General features: G+C 47.4%; 14 protein-coding genes and 2 tRNA genes. 13 read left to right on the top strand and 3 right to left on the bottom strand.

Features of this window, described 5'->3' with window-relative positions:
* Nucleotides 1-126 precede the first annotated feature (126 nt).
* The 10 genes from AC2YIT_RS11025 to AC2YIT_RS10980 all read left to right on the top strand — a co-directional run bounded on the left by AC2YIT_RS11025 (nt 127) and on the right by AC2YIT_RS10980 (nt 12,493).
* Complete coding sequence (locus AC2YIT_RS11025; RefSeq protein ID WP_487279201.1) at nt 127-1,251, top strand: glycosyltransferase family 4 protein; 1,125 nt, start codon at nt 127-129, stop codon at nt 1,249-1,251.
* Between the two features lie 3 nt (nt 1,252-1,254).
* Nucleotides 1,255-1,986, top strand: coding sequence for a glycosyltransferase family 2 protein (locus AC2YIT_RS11020; protein WP_487279200.1), 732 nt, complete (start codon nt 1,255-1,257; stop codon nt 1,984-1,986).
* Nucleotides 1,976-3,283 (top strand): O-antigen polymerase, encoded by a 1,308-nt coding sequence (locus AC2YIT_RS11015; RefSeq protein WP_430844644.1) that lies wholly within the window; start codon nt 1,976-1,978, stop codon nt 3,281-3,283. Before AC2YIT_RS11020 ends, AC2YIT_RS11015 begins: the two co-directional genes overlap by 11 nt.
* The gene (locus tag AC2YIT_RS11010; protein WP_487279199.1) at nt 3,276-4,352 is read left to right on the top strand and encodes a glycosyltransferase family 4 protein; all 1,077 of its coding nucleotides are present in this window, start codon (nt 3,276-3,278) and stop codon (nt 4,350-4,352) included. Before AC2YIT_RS11015 ends, AC2YIT_RS11010 begins: the two co-directional genes overlap by 8 nt.
* Before the next feature lie 28 nt (nt 4,353-4,380).
* Nucleotides 4,381-5,496: a glycosyltransferase family 4 protein gene (locus AC2YIT_RS11005; protein WP_430844640.1), complete on the top strand. Its 1,116-nt coding sequence runs from the start codon at nt 4,381-4,383 to the stop codon at nt 5,494-5,496.
* Nucleotides 5,497-5,543: 47 nt separating this feature from the next.
* Nucleotides 5,544-6,611: a glycosyltransferase gene (locus AC2YIT_RS11000; protein WP_430844638.1), complete on the top strand. Its 1,068-nt coding sequence runs from the start codon at nt 5,544-5,546 to the stop codon at nt 6,609-6,611.
* Nucleotides 6,612-6,950: 339 nt separating this feature from the next.
* Nucleotides 6,951-7,952, top strand: coding sequence for a sugar transferase (locus tag AC2YIT_RS10995; protein WP_430844637.1), 1,002 nt, complete (start codon nt 6,951-6,953; stop codon nt 7,950-7,952).
* Between the two features lie 37 nt (nt 7,953-7,989).
* On the top strand, nt 7,990-9,411 hold the full coding sequence (locus tag AC2YIT_RS10990; protein ID WP_430844635.1) for a capsule assembly Wzi family protein: 1,422 nt from the start codon (nt 7,990-7,992) through the stop codon (nt 9,409-9,411).
* Between the two features lie 47 nt (nt 9,412-9,458).
* Nucleotides 9,459-10,901, top strand: coding sequence for a capsule assembly Wzi family protein (locus tag AC2YIT_RS10985; protein WP_430844634.1), 1,443 nt, complete (start codon nt 9,459-9,461; stop codon nt 10,899-10,901).
* A 107-nt stretch (nt 10,902-11,008) separates the two neighbouring features.
* Complete coding sequence (locus tag AC2YIT_RS10980; RefSeq protein ID WP_430844632.1) at nt 11,009-12,493, top strand: capsule assembly Wzi family protein; 1,485 nt, start codon at nt 11,009-11,011, stop codon at nt 12,491-12,493.
* Nucleotides 12,494-12,496: 3 nt separating this feature from the next.
* Here the strand turns inward: AC2YIT_RS10980 and AC2YIT_RS10975 are convergent, their stop codons facing one another.
* A complete protein-coding gene (locus AC2YIT_RS10975) occupies nt 12,497-12,886 on the bottom strand; it encodes an HIT family protein (protein ID WP_430844630.1) in 390 nt (129 codons plus the stop codon).
* A 126-nt stretch (nt 12,887-13,012) separates the two neighbouring features.
* Between AC2YIT_RS10975 and AC2YIT_RS10970 the strand changes: the two genes are divergently transcribed.
* A complete protein-coding gene (locus AC2YIT_RS10970) occupies nt 13,013-13,717 on the top strand; it encodes a 3-keto-disaccharide hydrolase (RefSeq protein WP_430844629.1) in 705 nt (234 codons plus the stop codon).
* On the opposite strand, the gene AC2YIT_RS10965 is transcribed toward AC2YIT_RS10970, so the two are convergent.
* Together AC2YIT_RS10965 and AC2YIT_RS10960 are read right to left on the bottom strand one after the other, a co-directional pair.
* Nucleotides 13,712-17,710, bottom strand: coding sequence for a DEAD/DEAH box helicase (locus tag AC2YIT_RS10965; RefSeq protein ID WP_487279198.1), 3,999 nt, complete (start codon nt 17,708-17,710; stop codon nt 13,712-13,714). The genes AC2YIT_RS10970 and AC2YIT_RS10965 overlap by 6 nt on opposite strands.
* 25 nt (nt 17,711-17,735) lie before the next feature.
* Nucleotides 17,736-18,809 (bottom strand): TerC/Alx family metal homeostasis membrane protein, encoded by a 1,074-nt coding sequence (locus tag AC2YIT_RS10960; RefSeq protein ID WP_430844625.1) that lies wholly within the window; start codon nt 18,807-18,809, stop codon nt 17,736-17,738.
* 392 nt (nt 18,810-19,201) lie between these two features.
* Between AC2YIT_RS10960 and AC2YIT_RS10955 the strand changes: the two genes are divergently transcribed.
* Both AC2YIT_RS10955 and AC2YIT_RS10950 read left to right on the top strand, forming a co-directional pair.
* A tRNA-Gly gene (locus tag AC2YIT_RS10955) sits at nt 19,202-19,274 on the top strand.
* Nucleotides 19,275-19,338: 64 nt separating this feature from the next.
* Nucleotides 19,339-19,424, top strand: a tRNA-Leu gene (locus tag AC2YIT_RS10950).
* Nucleotides 19,425-19,465: the final 41 nt, after the last annotated feature.

The following is a 19,465-nucleotide window of genomic DNA, read 5'->3' as shown; positions in this document are numbered from 1 at the left end:
AACAATCTGAATCTGCTTCAATTTAACTGGTGATCTCAGCCTTCATGTTCCGCTGATCGGGCCTTATGTCAAGAAGCTGAGCCATTTGAAAAGTAAGTAATGAGGACCGATAAAAAACCTAAAATATTGTCATTCAGTCACTATGGTACACTTTACGGTGCAAACAGGTCCCTTTTAGCTTTACTTACTGCTACCCGACACAGGATAGACTGGTGGGTAATATGTCTGGAAGACGGCGATTTTGCGAAAGAGCTGGCCAGGAACGGCATCGAATACAAGATTGTGGCGTTTGCCAACGACATTCATAAAATCCCGAGATTCCCGCAATGGTTTCACAGCGTTAAAAGGTTTACGTTCAATGTTCTTGCCGCGTTTTATATTGCTATATTGGTTGTCAGAAAACGGATCGATCTGATCCATACCAATTCATCGGTGATCTTCTTTGGTGCGCTCGTTGCCTTCTTTTCGGGCCGGAAGCACTTGTGGCACATCCGCGAGTTTGTATATGAGGACTATCATTTAAAATACAACTTTGGTAAATCATCGTTCCGGTTCTGGGCCAACAAGGCGGCACGTATTATTTGTATTTCAAAAAGCATTGCTCAAAAAAGGGTTATCGAGGCGGGTGTTACCGCGCCATATGTCGTAATCTACAATGGACTGGTCGATGCGCTTCCGGAGACATCGCCTCGTATGCTTTCTGAAACTCCTCTCGCAGGCATAGTGGGCATCATCAACCCCGCCAAGGGCCAGATGACGGCCGTAAAAGCAGTGAATGCACTCGTTAAAAAAGGAGTCGCCATAAAATTGGAAATTGTAGGCGAAGTTGGCGATCCGGCTTATTATGAGGAAATTGCAGCCTATATCAGGGAACAGGATATTAGCGAGCATATTCAGTTTTCCGGGTTTACCAAAGATATTCAAAGCATTTATCGTCGTCTGGACGCATTGCTCATGTGCTCGCCGAACGAGGCGCTTGGGCGCGTGACGATCGAAGCCATGATGTACGGTGTTCCCGTAGTCGCATTCGATTCGGCCGGCACCAGTGAGATCGTCCAGCACGGGCAGACCGGCCTGCTCTTCCGGTCCGATGAGCATAGTCTTGCCACTGAGTTGGAGAGATTACTCAACGACCATTCCCTTTATGCCGACATAGCCGGACGCGCAAGGGAGCATGTTCTTCAAAATTTCACGATTACAAAATATCGCGACAATTTTCTCAGGGAAGTAGAAGGTTGCCGTCAAAGCTAAGTTATGCAGTACCCCAAAATTTCGATCATCACAGTTGTAAGGAACGGCGAGAAAGACCTCGAAAATGCCATCAAAAGTGTCGTTAACCAAAGTTACAGGCATATTGAGTACATTATTCTGGACGGACTTTCGACTGACGGGACATTGGATATCATCCGGAAATACGAACGTGAGATCGCCCTTTGGAAAAGTGAGGCCGACCGCGGGATATTCGACGCTATGAACAAGGGACTTGATTTGGCCACGGGCGACTGGGTCTATTTCCTTGGATGCGACGATGTGCTGGTTTCGCCGACAATTATTGAAGAGGTTGTTGCCGAGATGACCGAAACCGACGGCATTTATTACGGAAACACCTATCTGAAAAAAAGTAATCAGATTTACACCGGTAAAGTCAGCAAATGGAATATCGCGTTGCGGAACATCTCGCATCAGGCCATTTTCTATCCAAGGTCAATTTATAAGCAAAAGAAGTATAACTTGGACTATAAATTAGCGGCCGATCACGTCTATAATGTGGAGTTATACAGTCGCTTTGCTACTCATTTCGTTTACATGCCTAAACTGATCTCTATTTACAACGATCTGGGTATGAGCTCTGTAAATATCGACTATCAACATAAAAAGGATATTGTCGGCATAGTGTACGATAATCTCGGCAGTGCGGTGGGTTCCTACTATTGGTTCCGTGTGAAGGTTTCGAATTTTAAAAACAGTTTGAAAGGTGGGAAATGATTTTTTCGTAAGGGCAATCCTGGATAACTGGCTCTATTACGGGGCTATTTATGGAGCATTGTTGTGCTTTTATCTGCTTCTCTACCGAAAAATCTACTGGGGCATTCTCGACCCCATCCTACTCACGGTCATTAATCTCACCGGAGGGGCATTTTGTGTGTACTTCCTATATTCCGACCAAGCCCTCAAACCTATATATGGCTGGTCTTTCCTGGGTACCGAAATCGCATTGTTCGTAGGATTAACAATCGCAGCATATATACCGGCAATCAAACTCGGAGGAGATACGAATAGACTTGAAATCCCAACCCAGGGTATCAGCGAGTTCGATCTGTTCGTTTTTGTCGTTTGTACAGCTTACGTTTTTGTTGAAGCAATCAATTTGAAAACGGTCGGAATCGTACTCCTCGATAGCGAACACAACCACGTCTCGGCATATGAGGGTCACGGAGTTATCCGGGCATTTCTGGTGTCTTACCGGTCATTAGTGATTATGTCGCTGTACTACAAGATCCTCTATCTCAAAAAGAGGCTCAATCTGTTCGAGCTATTCATCTGTTTCGTGCTACTGCTAGACCTTGCTACCAATGGGTCCAAATCGGGCATTGTGGTTTTCTTCGTCATGTACTTCCTGATTACCTATCCGATGGTCGTCCAGGGACGAATGAGCACAATCAAAATATCCTGGCCACTGATGCTGGTTCTGTTAAGCTTTCCCGTTGGTATCGTAATGATCTCCGTAGGTGCCGATGCATCTTCGGCGGTACAACAGGTAGGCTTGCGACTCATGGCTAGTGGAGATATTTTCCTGCTCGGGTATTACGACGACGTCATGGACAGCATCCAGGAGTCCTCCTTCTTCAAGTATGCGTTTTATCCGGGCTGGGGGACAATCCTGAAAAACCTTGGTTTCGAGATTACGCCGCCCGAACCTGTCGGCGTAGATGTGTTTGCGTTTTATTCGGGTCGCCGAACATCCGGGGCAAACGGAAGATACAATTATCTGGCTTACCATTTCTTCGGACTCTGGGGCGGCATCTTGTATGCGCTGATCATCGGCCTCCTGGTAGGCTATTTGCGCAATATATATAAAAATCTTAACCCATTGAATATGAACTACTACTCGTTCCTATTCATATTGGTGCTGATCGCTTGCTCAACCCGCTTGATTGACGATATTCTGCTATTCGGTAACACAAGCTTCTGGGGCCTCCTATTTCTGACATTATCTTATGTGGTAGCCAAAATCCTGTACATGGTGCTCCAAGTGATCACCAAATCAAAATCTTATGCCTGATATTGTTTTCTTTACCTATAATATTTCGGCGGTTGGCGGAACGGAACGCGTGGCTTCGGTCATTATCAATGAACTTGCTAAAAGAAATTATAATGTTCACGTATTAGGCCTTTACGGCGATCCTGAAAAGGTTTTCTTCCCTTTCGAGCCGAATGTAAAGGTTACCAGCCTGCATATCGAAAATCTGAAAGGCGTCCGGAAAATCCTGTATTCGCAACATAAAATCCGGCAATTCATCAACAATAATCATATCGATACATTTGTGACGGTCGAATCAATCATGGCGACGTATTCGATCCCGTCTCTTGCCTTTACCGGCATCCGGCATGTGGTGTGGGAGCACTTTAATTTCAAGGTAAGCCTGGGCATAGCGGCCCGATCTTTTGCGAGACAGCTTGCACTTTTCTTTGCCGACAAAATCGTAACGTTAACGGCCCGTGATATACAGTTCTGGAAAGAGGGAGCCTGGTACCGACGCGCACAACTGGTGCACATTCCGAACCCCATGTTCCTGGAAGAGCAAAAAGTCAACGAAAGTCCCTCTAAAACGGTCATTTCCGTGGGAAGGATTACTTTCCAGAAAGGCTTTGACTTGCTGATCGACGCCTGGGGACAGCTCCCCGCGAAACTTCGGAATGAATGGAAGCTGCTCATCATCGGCGATGGGGAAGACAAACCGCTTCTTGAAAAGAAAATAACAGAACTCGGGATTGGGGAGTCGGTCGAACTTGTGGGTACTACAAAAGCAGTTTTTGCTTATTTTGAAACAGCATCCATCTACTGTCTAAGCTCGCGGTTCGAAGGGTTGCCCATGGTGCTCCTGGAAGCTCTCGCGTTCCATTTGCCCGTTGTGGCCTTCGATTGCGACACCGGACCGGAAGAACTGATCGAACAAGGGCAAAATGGCATCCTGGTAGAGGCAGGTAATGTGAGCAAATTGTCGCAATCATTAGCTGTGCTGATGAATGACGATGTCCTCCGTGAGCGTATGAGGAATTACAAATCACAAAAACTCGATACACTCGAACTTGGGCGAATTATGGAACAATGGAGCCGCGTATTGAAATAAAACGACCCTATGTAAGAACACACTAGCTTTGAAAAAACAAAAACTACTTTACATACTGCACGACGTGCAGATCGGCGGCGTTGAGGTAGCCATGCTATCAGCATTACCTGAGCTAAACAGGCAGTTTGACCTGAAAGTGATGGTTTTGGGGAGTATCGATGCAAATATAACCAGCCACCTCTCAGCTACGGAAAAAGCTTGCATGGTCACGTTCGACTATAAGCTAGGTATGTATCCGTTGGTCATTCCCAAAATGATCCGCTTCATTCTGCATTTCTCCCCAGACGTCATGATCTGCTCGCTATGGCGGGCATCCTTGCTCGGTGTCATAGCTAAAAAGCTCAGACCCCAAATAAGGTTCATCTCTTTCATTCATAATACCGCTTTTTTTCATGGCTTCGACCGGCTGTTCAGCCAGGCAGCCATCCGTCATGCCGATTCGATCTTCACAGATTCTCAGGCTACGGCCACATTTGTGACCGGGCAATTCGAACCTCCCGTACCTGTTGAAGTCATTTCTTTTTTTACGAGTCATTCGCCGGATTTTAAACCAGCCCCGCCCTTCGATAACCAAAATGTGCGGTTCATGTTTCTCGGGCGGATCAATTCCGTAAAAAACTTACCTTTGGCCGTCGACACCATCCGACACCTGACAGATCGCGGATACAATGCATCGCTGGATATCTATGGCAGGGATGATGGGATGCTTGAAACGGTAATAGAATATATCCGCAGGCATCAGCTGGAAAGCCGGGTACGGTTTAAGGGAGAAGTGAACGGTAGCGAGAAGCTGGAACTATTTGGAAACTATAATTTCCTGATTCAGCTGAGCACCAACGAAGGGATGGCCATGAGCGTAGCGGAAGCGATGCAAAACGGGCTCGTCTGCTTCGTAACCGCGGTAGGCGAAATTCCCAACTATGCTGAAGATATGAAAACGGCGATTTTTGCTGATATTAGCACAACCGAAGCATTCGGCCATTCTTTGCAAAAACTGGAATCCGTGATTGCCGATCCGCAGCTTTACAACCGGATCTCGTTAAATAGTTACGAGGGATTTAAAACGGTGGGTACGTACTCTGAATCCTTGATACGCAATATCGGGACAGTCGTGCGAGCAAGTAAAACCATCGGCAGCGATTAATATCACATTTAACAGAAAGCGGTTTCTCTGGAGTTGTTATTGAGATTATGAAAATATTACATGTCATCACGCTAGCGGAACTCGGGGGCGCTCAATCCGTGGTGATCAATCTGGCGCGCGAATCTGTCAATGACGGTCATGAGGTAATGGTTGCGTCGTCGGAGGACGGAGAATTGTGGAAGGTGCTTCCCTCGGAAGTAGGCCAATGGAAGATCAACCCGTTGCAGCGCTCCATCAGCCTTTCGAAAGAGCATAAGGTGGTGAACGAATTGCGACGACTTTACCAGATTTTTAAGCCTGACGTCGTTCACTTGCATTCTTCCAAAATAGGGATTCTCGGCAGATTGGCCTTTCCACGGAAAAAGATCGTTTACACCGTTCATGGCTTTGATTCCATTCGGGTCGCATTCAGAAAGTTTCTCCATCTGGAGCGCCTTCTGCAGATCAGGGCCAAGCATATTGTCGGAGTGAGCAAATACGATTACAATAACCTGCTGAGCGAGGGGATCAAAAAGAATGTCTCCTACATTTATAACGGCATTACGGATTACTCCACCGACGTTCCTGAGAATCACAGCGAAAGTTATCGCCGCCTGGCCGAAATGATCCGGTCGAAGTCGGGTTTCAAGGTGATGTGTATTGCGAGGATTTCGCCGCAGAAGAAGTTTGAACTTTTTTGTGAAGTGGCAGAAATGCTCGCTGGCCACAATATTCATTTCTTCTGGATAGGCAACAAAGATGAAATGGCCGACCTTCCGGCGAATGCCTACTGCCTCGGAGAAGCGGAAGATGCACATCGTCTGCTGAAATACGCCGATCTGTTTATGCTTCCTTCCAATTACGAGGGTATGCCTATGTCCATTCTTGAAGCGTTATGCTACTCGGTTCCCGTGATTGCCTCTGATGTCGGCGGCATTGGTGAAGTCCTTAATGGATTGAATGGCAGGGCAGTAGCCAATACCGCAAGTGAATTTGCAGACCAAATACTGTATTACGCGAGCAACCCGGCCGAACTCGCCCACGCAAGAGCCGAAGCCAGAAAGTCGTATGAACAGTATTTCACCGTCGGGGCAATGTACCGGATGTACCTTTCCCTCTACAAATCGATAGCCTGAACTTCACCGCGCGGACACTTACAGGTAGGAAATGATTATGGGAAATGTGATAAATCGGTCGAATCAGTCGAAAATACCCGGAGCACTAAAAAAACGGAAAAATTCTTTACAGTAAAATAATATTTTGTGCCAAAACCTTCCTTATATTTGCCGGTACTAATTTCATCCCTTCTCCGCCAAATATTAATTTTTAGCACAAAAGCCCTTCTCTGCCAAAAATTATATTTGATTTGACCATATTGATAATTTCGTATTTCAAAAGTTTATTCCTAAACTTGTAGCTTTAACACACGTATATTCTACAATCACACTATTTTTTAGTTCATAAAATACACACATATGGGCAACACTTACGTATCTGACCGCAAGTATATTCACCGGCTTCTAAGCAAAACCGCCGTTTCGGAAGAAGTCCTGATTGTCACCAGCTACGACTACTTTCTTCAAAAAAAAGATCTGGCGTTACTTCTCAAAAGATACAAGGAGATTATCCTGATACCGCACTCAGATAACGACGATTATCTTCTCAATCACACGGTAAGGCCACTACTCGACAGATTTGAAAAAATACACCTGGTTACTAATCCCCAGTATGACCGACGTAACAGGGTGATCTACGAACTGGTTGTCCGAAAAAACAAATCGATCCGAATCACCACCGTTTACGATTTCTGCGAGCGAGACCTCAAAAAAGTGTACATTCCGGACGACGTCACCGAAATCAATCCCAATCTTCTGACAGTCCCCACCTTCGGCAGAAGGGTTCGTTACCCAAAGAAGATCATCGATATAACGATCTCAATCATACTGTTCCTTCTTACATTCCCGATCTGGATTCTCAGCTATTTCCGAATCAAACTGGAATCCCCAGGGCCTGTATTTTACTTCCAGGAACGTGTGGGCATGAATAACAGGCCGTTCAATTGCATCAAATTCAGGTCGATGGGGCTGGATGCAGAACAAAACGGAGCATCATTCTCAAAAAAGAACGATTCCAGGATATTCTCGTACGGTTCATTCATGCGCCTGACACGCATTGACGAATTGCCTCAAATCATCAATATCTTCAGACGTGACCTATCGTTGATCGGCCCGCGTCCGGAACGCCCCGTGTTTACTGAAACATTCGACGAAATTATTCCCTATTACAACCTCCGCCACAATATCAAACCAGGCATCACCGGTTACGCGCAGGTAATGTATTCGTACGGAGCCGGTGTGTACGACGCGCGTCACAAGCTCATGTATGATCTTTATTATATCAAAAACTGGAACTTGTTCCTGGAATTGAAAATCATACTCCTGACGGCCGTAGTTATTTTCGGCAAGAAGGGCAGGTAATCCCTCTGACACTTCGTAAATTCTTAATAGTCCTGGAATGAGGAAATTCTTTTATGTGCTGCTTTTCTGGGCAGCACTTTGTGCTGAAAGCTACTCACAGGATTCTACGTTTTTCTATTCCGCCGGGATCAACGCTGCCGGCTCGACTGCCGGTGTACCGTTTTGGCTATACGCCAATCAGAATGCATCTACGCCCGAAAAAGGCTCTTTCGTGCAAGGCGCCGCCAGTTTTCACCGGGTCTACAATCGAAACAATCCCCGCTTCTTTCAATGGTCGGGAGGAGCAGAACTGGTAGGTTTCGCCGGCAAGAAATCCGACGCATTCTTTACGGATCTGTTCATAGCCGGTAAGGCAGGGCCAGTGGAGCTCAGTATTGGGCAAAGAAAGGAGTTCATGGGACTGGGCGATAGTTTGCTTACCATGGGGCCTATTGCTATGTCCCCCAACTACCGCCCCTATCCCAAGATCCAACTTTCGACACCGAACTTCGTAAGCCTGATTCCTGGCAACGACATTTTTTCTTTCAAGTTTTCTTACGGAGATGGGCTTCTTGGCTCGGCTGGAGTGCATTATGGCAACGTCACCAGCGTTCCCGACGTCTATCTGCATCAAAAATCCCTTTACCTAAAACTCGGTAAGCACACGCATCGGCTCAATCTGTTTGGAGGTTTTAACCATCAGGCTATGTGGGGTGGCGAAGACAAAATCTTTACCGGTGGCCTCAAAAAGGCCAAAGCCTATGAATATGTCATCTTTGGCAAACCATGGAGTCATAGCCGTGTAGGCAACCATTTCGGAACGATCGACGTAGCCGCAGAGTGGAAGGGGAAACGATGGGACATTTTTCTCTATCGCCAAACGATCTACGAGGACGGCTCACTTAGCAATTTGTCCACCGTATCCGACGGTTTGAGCGGATTACGGTTTAAAAGAAAGCAAAGAAGTGAAAACGCCCCCGCATTCCGTTTCAATACCCTGCTGTTTGAATTCCTCTACACTAAGAACCAGGGGGGCGCTATATTCGACTACCTGAATGGAATTTTCGGAAAAGACAATTACTTCAATCATTACGTTTACAACCAGGGATGGTCGTACCGCGGAAGAAGTCTTGGCACTCCCATGATCGCTCCTCAGACAACCACCCGGGACAACCTGTTTACCACCGGAAACCTTTTCACTGCGAATAACCTGATCGTTGCCTATCATTTGGGCGCCGAGGCTTCATGGAAGAAGTTTAATTTTTTACTAAAAGGCAGTTTTTCCCAGAACTCGGGCACTTACGATAACCCGATCAGACCGGTTGCGAACCAAACTTCCTTGCTATTAAGAGTTGAAGCCCCGCTTTTAAACTCTAAAAGAGATATTTTCGGTTTAAGTCTAGCCTCTGACTTTGGCCAATTGTACACACAAAACATGGCAGTGCTGATCAGTTGGCGGAAATCCGGCTTTATCTGGTAACTTTAAGCTTTTGCATACACGGCTGAACTATTTCCCTGTTTTACTAAATGTCGTCCCTATTTTCCCTGATACGAGTTTACCTACCCCTTTATCTGTTACTCATCGTTTTCAAATTACAAGCTCAGGATTCGACAGTATACTATAAAGCATCGGTAATGGCGGCCGGGGCAACGGCCCAAACTCCTTTTTGGCAGCACGCCAACCAAAATGGTAGCATTCCGCTAAACGGCAATTTTGGCATTGTCGATGCCGGAATATATAAGGTTTATAATCCACATAACCCGCGACTGATTCAATGGAGCGCAGGCATTCAGGGGATCGCCAGTTACGGCAAATCGGCAAATGGTTTCCTGTCTGATCTATATGCCGCTATAAGAATCGGGAAGGTTGAAATTCTCGCGGGGCAAAAAAGGATGACCGCCGGACTTGTCGATACGACCCTTTCTTCCGGCTCACTCGCTATGGCTGGTAACGCTAGGCCCTACCCCCGGGTCCAGGTTGCCATTCAGGAGTACTTGCCGCTTTACTTCACCAACAACTTCGTCGCGCTGAAATTTACTTATTCGGATGGATACCTGGGTGCCAGCGGCATTAATTACGGCAGCGTTCCCCACATTTCGGACACCTATCTGCATCAAAAACAACTCTATTTTCGACTCGGCAAAAAATCCCACCGTTATCGCGTCTACCTGGGAGCCAATCATCAGGCTATTTGGGGCGGCGAGAAAGAAATAATGCCGCTGTACCAACTCGACATGCTTAAAGCTTACTGGCATACGATCTCCGGGAAAACCCTGGATTATCGAAAGGTTGGTAACCATTTCGGAACATTTGACATCGGTGGCGAATGGCATGGAAAAGACTGGAATTTCTTCTTATACCGCCAGAATATCTACGAGACCGGGTCACTCTTCAGAGTTACTAATTTTGAAGACGGGCTGAACGGGCTGAGCGTGAAACGTACCAAACCGCTTCCGAACGGCTCTTCCTATCTGGCATTTCACTCATTTCTGCTGGAAGTGATCGGAACACGCAATCAGATCAACCGTTATCCGATATCTGAACTGTCACTGTTCGAAAGGGCGAACTATTTCAATAGCTACGTATATCAGCGTGGCTGGTCTTATTATGGCTCTGGCATCGGCTCACCCTTAGCCCCGGCATCAACCACTACCGATCGTGATTTACCGCGCAATAATTCGGAATTTACGAATAATAATCGTTTCTGGGCGTTTCATACAGGGGTAACCGCCACCTGGCTGCATTTGAAATTGTCATTCCGCGGTACTTATTCGCGTAATTCAGGTTCCTTCCTCACACCATTTGAGGGAGTCAGGCAGCAAGTATCCTTATGGCTGGGTGTTGAGAAAAACTTAAATATCTTCAAAGGATGCAGTGTTTATTCCGCATTATCGTCGGATATTGGTAAGCTGTATCCTAACACCTACGGGTTAGCCATCGGCTTGCGGAAAAGCGGATTCCTGGATTAACCCGTTTTGCAATCAAGCGACGCATATGTTCAATATGATAATAGAAAAGTTATACTTATTTTTGTTGGCTATTATACACATTATGGACAATGCGTGAGGGCACACCTATGAGATTTCTTTTATTCATACTACTATTAGTGCCCATCCTTGGCTTTTCCCAATCTGAGATCAAGGAACCTGTTATCTATACCGACTCAACCACGAATTACGCGGAATTCGTGGGAATGGGCAGCACCAATGGGTACACGCCGTTCTGGATCCAATCCAATCAATACGGGATCGTGCCGAAAACAGGCCCCAACCTTAGCGTGCGTGCGGGGCTAGAACGTTACTGGACAATATCAGAGAATAAAACCCGGAATGAGTGGCGTGTCGGCGCGGGTATAGAAGCAGCGGGAAATTTTGTCCAAACCAAGAATCTCCTACTTCCCCAGGCGCATGTAACATTGCGTTATAAGAACTGGGAATTATATGTGGGACGCAAGAAACAGGCACTTGGCCTGGCGGACTCTACCATCGGTTCAGGCTCTTACGCCTGGTCGGGTAATGCACTGCCGATTCCCAAGATCTACTTCGGAACCACCCGCTTCGTGCCGGTACCTCTCACAAAAGGCTGGCTCTCCTTCCAGGCATTCTATTCCGACGGGCTTTTTGAAAACAGCAGGCCCATTACCGAGAATTTAAAATTTCATCAGAAGGCGTTCTACCTTCGTATCGGAAAGGCGAATTCGTTGCTGAAACTTTACGGAGGCTTCAACCACCAGGTCCAATGGGGCGGGAGACTTAAGAAGAATCTGGGCCTTACGGGCGACAGACTGCAAATGCCTACCGGATTTAAGAACTATATCAATGCCGTCATAGGATCCATCGGCGGGAGTGGTGACGACATCACCTATTTCGATAGCACGAGCCGCATAGGAAATCACCTCGGCTCGATTGATCTCGCGATGGAGGTCGAAACCTACGAGACCAGTATTTTTCTATACAGACAGTTCATTTACGAGGATGGCTCGTTATTTTATCTGACGGGGCTCAAGGACGGCTTGTACGGCGCCAGAATCAAGCGTAAAAACTCTTATGGGGCTAATTTCGAGATCAATGCGGCTGTCCTGGAGTTTTTATATACCAAAGACCAGGGAGGTAACGATTTTGTATTGACCGATGGTAAAAAGCGAGGCCACGATAATTATTTCAACAACCAGCAGGTTCGTGACGGCTGGGGTTATTATGATAGGACTATCGGAACGCCGTTTATTCCTCCCACTTCGCAAACCAAATGGAAGTGGCCGAATTATGCCGACAATTTCACGAGCAACAACCGCGTCATGATGTTCCACCTGGGACTGGAAGGAACATTGCTCCGCAGAATCCAGTGGATGGGCAAATTCTCCTTCTCAGAGAACAGTGGCGCCTGGCTCGAACCATTCCTTGGCTCACCCAGGCAATTCTCCGGTATGCTCATGATGCAATCCAAGCTCGACGTGCTCGGCGGTTTGACCGTGAAAGGGGCCTATGCGGCGGATATCGGCGACTTGTACCGTAAAACCTACGGATTCATGCTGGGTGTGCGAAAAGACTTCTCATTTTATTGAACCCTACAAATTACTTCTGATTTTTTCAGCCAATGTCGCGAGTTCTTCTTGCGACATTTTTATTTTCTTACTGAAATCGGCATCAGCCATGCTGTTGAGCGGAAGCAGGTGCACATGCGCATGGGGAACTTCCAGACCAATTACGCTTACACCAATGCGCAGGCAGGGAACCGACTTCTCCAATGCAGGAACAATACTTTTAGCGAACTGAAACAAGCCTGTGTACAGATCGTCATCAAGGTCGAAAAGGTAGTCCACCTCTTTCTTCGGGATGACGAGCGTATGTCCTTTCGCAATAGGAAATGCATCGAGAAAGGCGAGAAAATCCGCTGTTTCGGCGATTTTATGGCAAGGGATCTCCCCCGCTACGATTCTTGAAAATATAGAAGCCATGTGGATAGATATCGGATTATTTTGAGCTACTCCCAAAAATAGGAGCCTCCAACTTTCGATCCAAATATGCCTTTGAAAACTCAAAAAGTACTTAATATTGTGGACTAAAACTTTAACAAGCGAAACATGAATTTCACAAAATGGAAGGCTTTCGGAAAAGTATCCGTTATCGCCCTGGCTGCTTTGGCCTTTTCAAATGATGCAGAAGCGCAAAAAGGGAAGTGGGTTACCCTTTTCGACGGCAAGAGCCTGAATGGCTGGCATAGCTGGCAACAGGACAAAGTTCTGCCCCAATGGAAAATAGAAGACGGTGCAGTAGTATTGGCCGAAAAAGGCGGCAAAGACCTCGTTACCGACAAAGAATATGGTGATTTCGAACTCGAACTGGAATGGAAAATCTCCGAAGGCGGTAACAGCGGAATCATCTATCATGTGGTAGAAGACAAAAAGTATTGCTGTCCTTATTCTACCGGACCGGAAATTCAGGTACTCGACGATGCGAAACATCCCGATGCGAAAGCTGGTAAGGACGGTAACCACAAAGCCGGTTCACTGTACGATATGCTCCCGCCATCCAATTTCTCTGCGGTAAAACCTGCCGGAGAATGGAACAAGGCAAAAATCGTGATCAAAGGTGGTAAAGGCGAGAGCTGGCTGAACGGCAAAAAAGTAGTTGAATTCCCTACGCAAGGTGCTGAATGGGACAAACTCGTTGCCAACAGCAAGTTCAAAACCTGGCAGGGATTCGGGGCATCCTCCAAAGGAAAGATCGCATTGCAGGATCACGGCGACAAAGTTTCCTACCGCAATATCCGCATCAAGGAATTATAATACGTCGTTTTTTAGGTTTCCCGACCAATATTCGCGGCTGTAAACGCGCCTGAACGGCCAGTTTTTCAACCGCAACAGGAGGGGCAAATAAGCGTGAGGCTCTTTGGACGATTTACTGTAATGGTAAAGATCGTCGTCCGTAAGTACCAAGCCCTTGTAGGCCCCTTCTTCTTTTACTGTAATGTCGCCAAATGGAAGTTCTTTCTCAAATGCCGGGTTTTGTCGCACCAGCCGTTCTTTCAGCAGCCAGTCCGAGCGAAACTGCCCGGTAGCAAGCGGCGCAGGTTCAAACTTGCCTTCCGACACCTGCAATGCATAATCCATGTAAGCCCTGAGTAATTTCGGGCCTTCATTCGCTGTCTGCTCCGTCTGCAGCTGCGACGGCCAGAGGCTGGTTATAAAGTAAATCTTCTCCCGTGCACGCGTGACGGCCACATTAAGGCGGTTCTCGCCTCCCTGCATATTCAGCGTACCGAACTGCATGGAAATGCGCCCGTTCTCATCCGGCGCATAGCCCATCGAAAAAATGATAATGTCGCGCTCATCGCCCTGGACATTCTCGATGTTCTTTACAAAAAGGCCCTCAGGCAATGCGGTTTCTTTTTCCAATGCGTCTTGAACAGCCGCTTGTTGGTAAAAATTGAACGTCACCACGCCAATGCTCTTTCCGCTGCCTGCAAGTTCACGGATAAGCCGCAATACTTCCTCCACTTCCATGGCATTGGTATTGTTCTTCCAGACACCCTCCGTTTTGATGTACTCAATCCCCGGCTCACGGTCGTTGATCTTATGAAAATCGGGCAGCAGTTTAAGGCTCTTTTTATAAAAATTCCGGTTAGAGAAATCAATGAGATCGAGAGACAAACTCCTGTAATGGCCTGTCAGCTGATAATGATCCAGCGATTGGCCGGCAAGGTCGAGCAAAGACTCGATTTCGATGGCGGCCGAATACTCCTCATCCTCCGACCGGTCTTCGAACCTTACGCGGTAAAGATCGCTCGGTGAAAGCTGTTTACTGTCACCGGTAACCACCCATTGTTTCCCTCTGAATGCCGCCGGCAAGCTGTACTCCGCATAGCATTGTGAAGCCTCGTCAAAAATAACCAGGTCGAACAAACCGCTTTCCATTGGAAAAATGGCCGATACTGCCTCGGGAGAGGCCATCCAGCAAGGTATGAGGGCAAATACCTCGCCGGCGTAGTTTTCGAGCAATTTACGGATCGGCCAGATTTTACGCTTCTTCGTCACCTGGTGCCCGAGTTCGCGGTACGTTACACGGTTACCCAGCCGGTTCTTTTCCACATCCTCATAAGTGGCCTCGCGCAATTTAATGTTTGTAATATCCGAGCTCAGCTTCTGCTTTAATGCGATACTGCCCTGCACCTGGTCCTCCCACTGTTTCATTTTAAGCGACGTCACCGATCGCAGTGCGGGGTATTTACTCTCGATATGTTCGATCCAGGCGAGCTTAATGCTATTTTCAAAGAGATTCAATACCTCATTCGCGTTGGTAAGGCCAAGCTCTGCCCCTTTCGCCAAAGTCACCTGCGTAGCACCCCTCTGCGATTCCGTCATTTCCTCCCACAGGCGGTCCATATCAGCCAGCGAGTCAAAGTCGTTGCGCAAGGCTTCCAACAAAACACTGCTGTAACCGGCGGGATTGTCAATCAGCTGGGCAATCTGCTCCGGTAGCAAATACGGCAGCATCGCATTCTCCATCCTATCCCATATTTGCAGCCATTGTCTGAGGTTTTGAATGATGTCTGTAAACTGTCCGAGCTGGCTGTTCGCAGCGACAATTTCGTGAAAAACCTTCGTCCACGCACCCGCATCCATACGTGCTACTGCATCCGCAGCACGCTCGGCAGATTTGAAAAACGACAGGTATTCTCCTGCCAGGTCTGCCGAAAAACCATCGGCAAATCCCGGATCAAAACCCAGGCTTGCATTTTGTAGCCAGGATTCCAGTTGCCTGCGGTTTTTTAATCGCTCTTCAAGTCGGACCAGATGTTGCAGAGAAACCGTGAGGCCATTGGCCGTCGCTACTCGCTCGATTTCTTTTTTTTCTTTACTAAAAACATCCCAGAAAAAACCTGAAACAGCCGATTGCTTCGTTTCGAGTGACTTTTTAAGCATCACCTCAAATGCATTCAATTGCGACGCCGGTAACGACATCTCAATGCCTCCCTCAGCAATGAATCCCTCCATTACATCCACAGCCTGGCGTACAAACGCGAGTCGCTCGTGCACATTTGCCGGCGCGCCCGTGTATTTCCTTACCAGTTTCCATGAGGCTTCGTCCGAAACCAGCTCGGTAATATCCGTAAGGCGTTCTGTGATCTCTTTTCTGTTTCGGATGAATGCTTTTTCGAATGATACACCAGTTATTTGCTCAAAACCACGGGTTTGCTTTTCAAAAGCAGCAGGCCATTCCGACAACATATTTTCCATTGTCCTCAACTCCGCCATTCCAAATGCGGCAAAACCCCGCCGGTTCCGCCACGGATGTGCGGGATGAATGAGAAATGCGTAATCAGAATAGGTTTTCAAATGCCGCTTGAACTCATCCCATGTGTCTATCCTGAACTGCCGGTAGTAAGGCCGCATATCGGCATGTGGCGCGTTGGGATCACTCGTGAGGTAAAGTTCTTTAATACTCACACCACACTCCTTTTCATCAAACAATGCGGAGCGAAAGCCATTCAGTTCATCCACCGTCTTATCGATCGCGCGGCTTTCCTGGGTAAACTGTCTTTCCAGAAACACTGAATCGAGGCTGTAATTCTGCTGACGGTATGCCTCTACTTTTTCTATCTGAGACGCGATCTGGCCGTATAATGTCGAGCGATCGTTTTTAAAATCATGGATAAGACCGGTAAAATCCTTCATACCGGTAGTTGCCAGACGTTGATAGACCACATCCAGCGCCGCTCTTTTTTGGCATACCAACAATAGCCGTTTCCCTTTCGACGTAAAATCGGCGATCAGATTACAGATTAACTGCGATTTCCCGCTTCCCGGTGGGCCCTGCACTACAACCGAACGACCTGATTTGACGGCCAGGATAATCTCTTCCTGCGATTCGTCGACCGGAAAAGGAGTAAGTACATCCTCTTCCCTCGCCTGCCTACTTTCTCGCACGGGAAGTTCCGGCGCGAAATGGCTCCCGTCTACTGTTTCCTCAGCCGAGTCAATCAGCGGGAGCTTGATATGCGGCTCCCTTTCAAGAAGGTCCATGAGTCTGTTATAATCCGGAACCAGGTAGGAACCCGCCTGCGGGAAAATACCAAGAACAGCCTCGGGGTAAAGTTTCAGTTCCCCGTTACGCTCATTTGCTATGAGATCCGAACTCTTTTCGCCGCTGAATGCAACAAGTTTATCCTCAAAAAGTTGTTGATTAAAATTAATTTTGAATGGCGTCGATTTCAGCCACTCGTAGAGCTGTGTCCTGAATTCGAGAAAGTCTTTCGGGAAATCCTCGAATGACTTTTCTAATATGTCATCGGGTATTTGCGCTTCATTAAAATGCCCGTAAGCCAGCGCGAAACTCTGATTTAAAGCAACGGTACTGTCGTCGCGTTCGAAGAGACACCATTGCTCGCGGTCCATCCGCAGCGTCACAGGGAAAAACAGCAATGGGGCATGAATTGGCGTGCCGTCGGAAAGCTTGCCTTTTACAAACGGGTAACCCACATACAGGTCGCGAGAGCCTCTTTCCTCTTCGATAAAGCGCTCGGTGCGGGCTATTTTGCGTAACCGCTTGCTGGCCTCATTCACCTTCTCGAACCGCGGATCGGCTACGTCTGACAATGCGACGCGGTTGTTCCCCTGGATCACCTGTGTCAGCACATCGATAGACGGCTTCGACAACAGGAAATCCGTATCGTGGAAGTCCAGGAACTGTTCGGCAGACAAGCTTGTGAGCAACAGCGACTTGTTGCGGGTACTAAGATTGGTAAGTCGTTTTAGATAGGCTTTAAGAATCCGGCTCATAGTTACTCAAAACGCTGCCCCACGCCTAACTATTGGATAAGACCTCGTCTTCGACCTCCTTTTTTTCAGGAACGATCACCGACGCCAGAATGCTCACCGCCAGGATACCGATGATCACGTACAGCGAATACACCGTTTTAAACCCGATAGATTCGAGGTAATGGTGGGCCAGCATTTTGCTGCCGATAAAAACGAGCAATACGCCCAAACCGTATTTGAGGAAGCGGAAGAGTCCCATAATGTTACTCAGGAAGAAGAACATCGAGCGCAACCCCATGATTGCGAAGATATTCGAGAAGAATACCACGTAAGGATCTTTGGTAACCGAGAATACCGCCGGCACCGAATCCACCGCGAAGATCAGGTCGGTAAATTCCACAATCAGCACCACCACAAAAAGTGGCGTCACGAGCCATTTACCCTTTTTTAATACAAAGAAATGCTCATGCACGTAGCGCGGGAACACGGGCAGGTATTTGGAAGCGAATTTTACAACAGGGTGTTTCGCAGGATCGATTTTCTCCTCTTCTCCTCCTTCGAAGAATATCTTACCTCCCTGATAAACCAGCAACAGGCCGAAAATGTAAATGATCCATTCGAAACGCTGCATCAGCGCCGAACCCACGAAAATGAATATGAAACGCATGATAATCGCCCCCAAAACGCCCCAGAAAAGCACTTTTTTGAAGTATTTAGGCCGGACACCAAACGACGAGAAGATCAGGATGATGACAAAAATATTGTCGACTGAAAGCGCATATTCCAGCAAATAGCCGGTAATAAATTCCAGCGACATGTTTTTCCGGTAAAGTTCGAGGCTTTCCTGAAAATCGCCGGGGATGAGTTTCAAGTGCGGCGCGTACTTGTTTTTTATGGTTTCGAGCTGCTCATAATTGTCCATGCCATGCACCAGGTCGCCATGTGTATTGATGACCAGATAGAAAGCCAATGCGAGCGCTATCCAGGCGACGGTCCAGGCAGCCGCTTCACCAAACTTGACCACATGGTCTTTTTTGTTGAAAACGCCCAGATCTAACAGCAGCATTACACTGATCACCAGAATAAAACCTCCAAAAAACAGCACTTCGTTGGAAAACATGAACAAGCAAATTTAGTTTGAAAGAACCGGCCGACTCTTACCAAAACCGGGCCATCCCAGCGGAGCAGCCCCAGCGAGCCGCAGCCTACGCGGGTTAAAGGAGGCAAAGGTAAGCAAAATATGAAGTGGATAGGCGAAAACTGACGGACGGTAAATGAAGCATACATTACATCTGTTTCGGAAGGATAAACACTTTTGAGAAGCAAACCGCTTCCATCCACCTCCTGCGCCGTTTTTGGGTCAAAAAAAATTTCAGCAATGACTTATTGATTTACAATTTGTTAATGTTTCTGCGCATTTTTTTTACGAAATATTTTCTTCAAAAGCTTGCGTCAAATACCAGACGTCCCTACATTTGCACCACAATAATCGGGAACGGTTATGAAAAATACGCGAAAGTAGCTCAGCTGGTAGAGCGCGACCTTGCCAAGGTCGAGGTCGCGGGTTCGAACCCCGTCTTTCGCTCAGAGAGAACAAAGCACCGGAGACGGTGCTTTTTTTCTCTTCACTGGTACCGGTACCTGGCTTTGCCGGGGTGGTGGAACTGGTAGACACGCAGGACTTAAAATCCTGTGGGCCGAAACGCCCGTACGGGTTCGATTCCCGTCCCCGGTACTGATTTTCCCAAGGAGCTACGAGCAATCGCAGCTCCTTTT

This window comes from Dyadobacter sp. SRI_021 (genome assembly GCF_057586235.1).
This window is presented reverse-complemented; position numbering and strand designations above follow the sequence as displayed.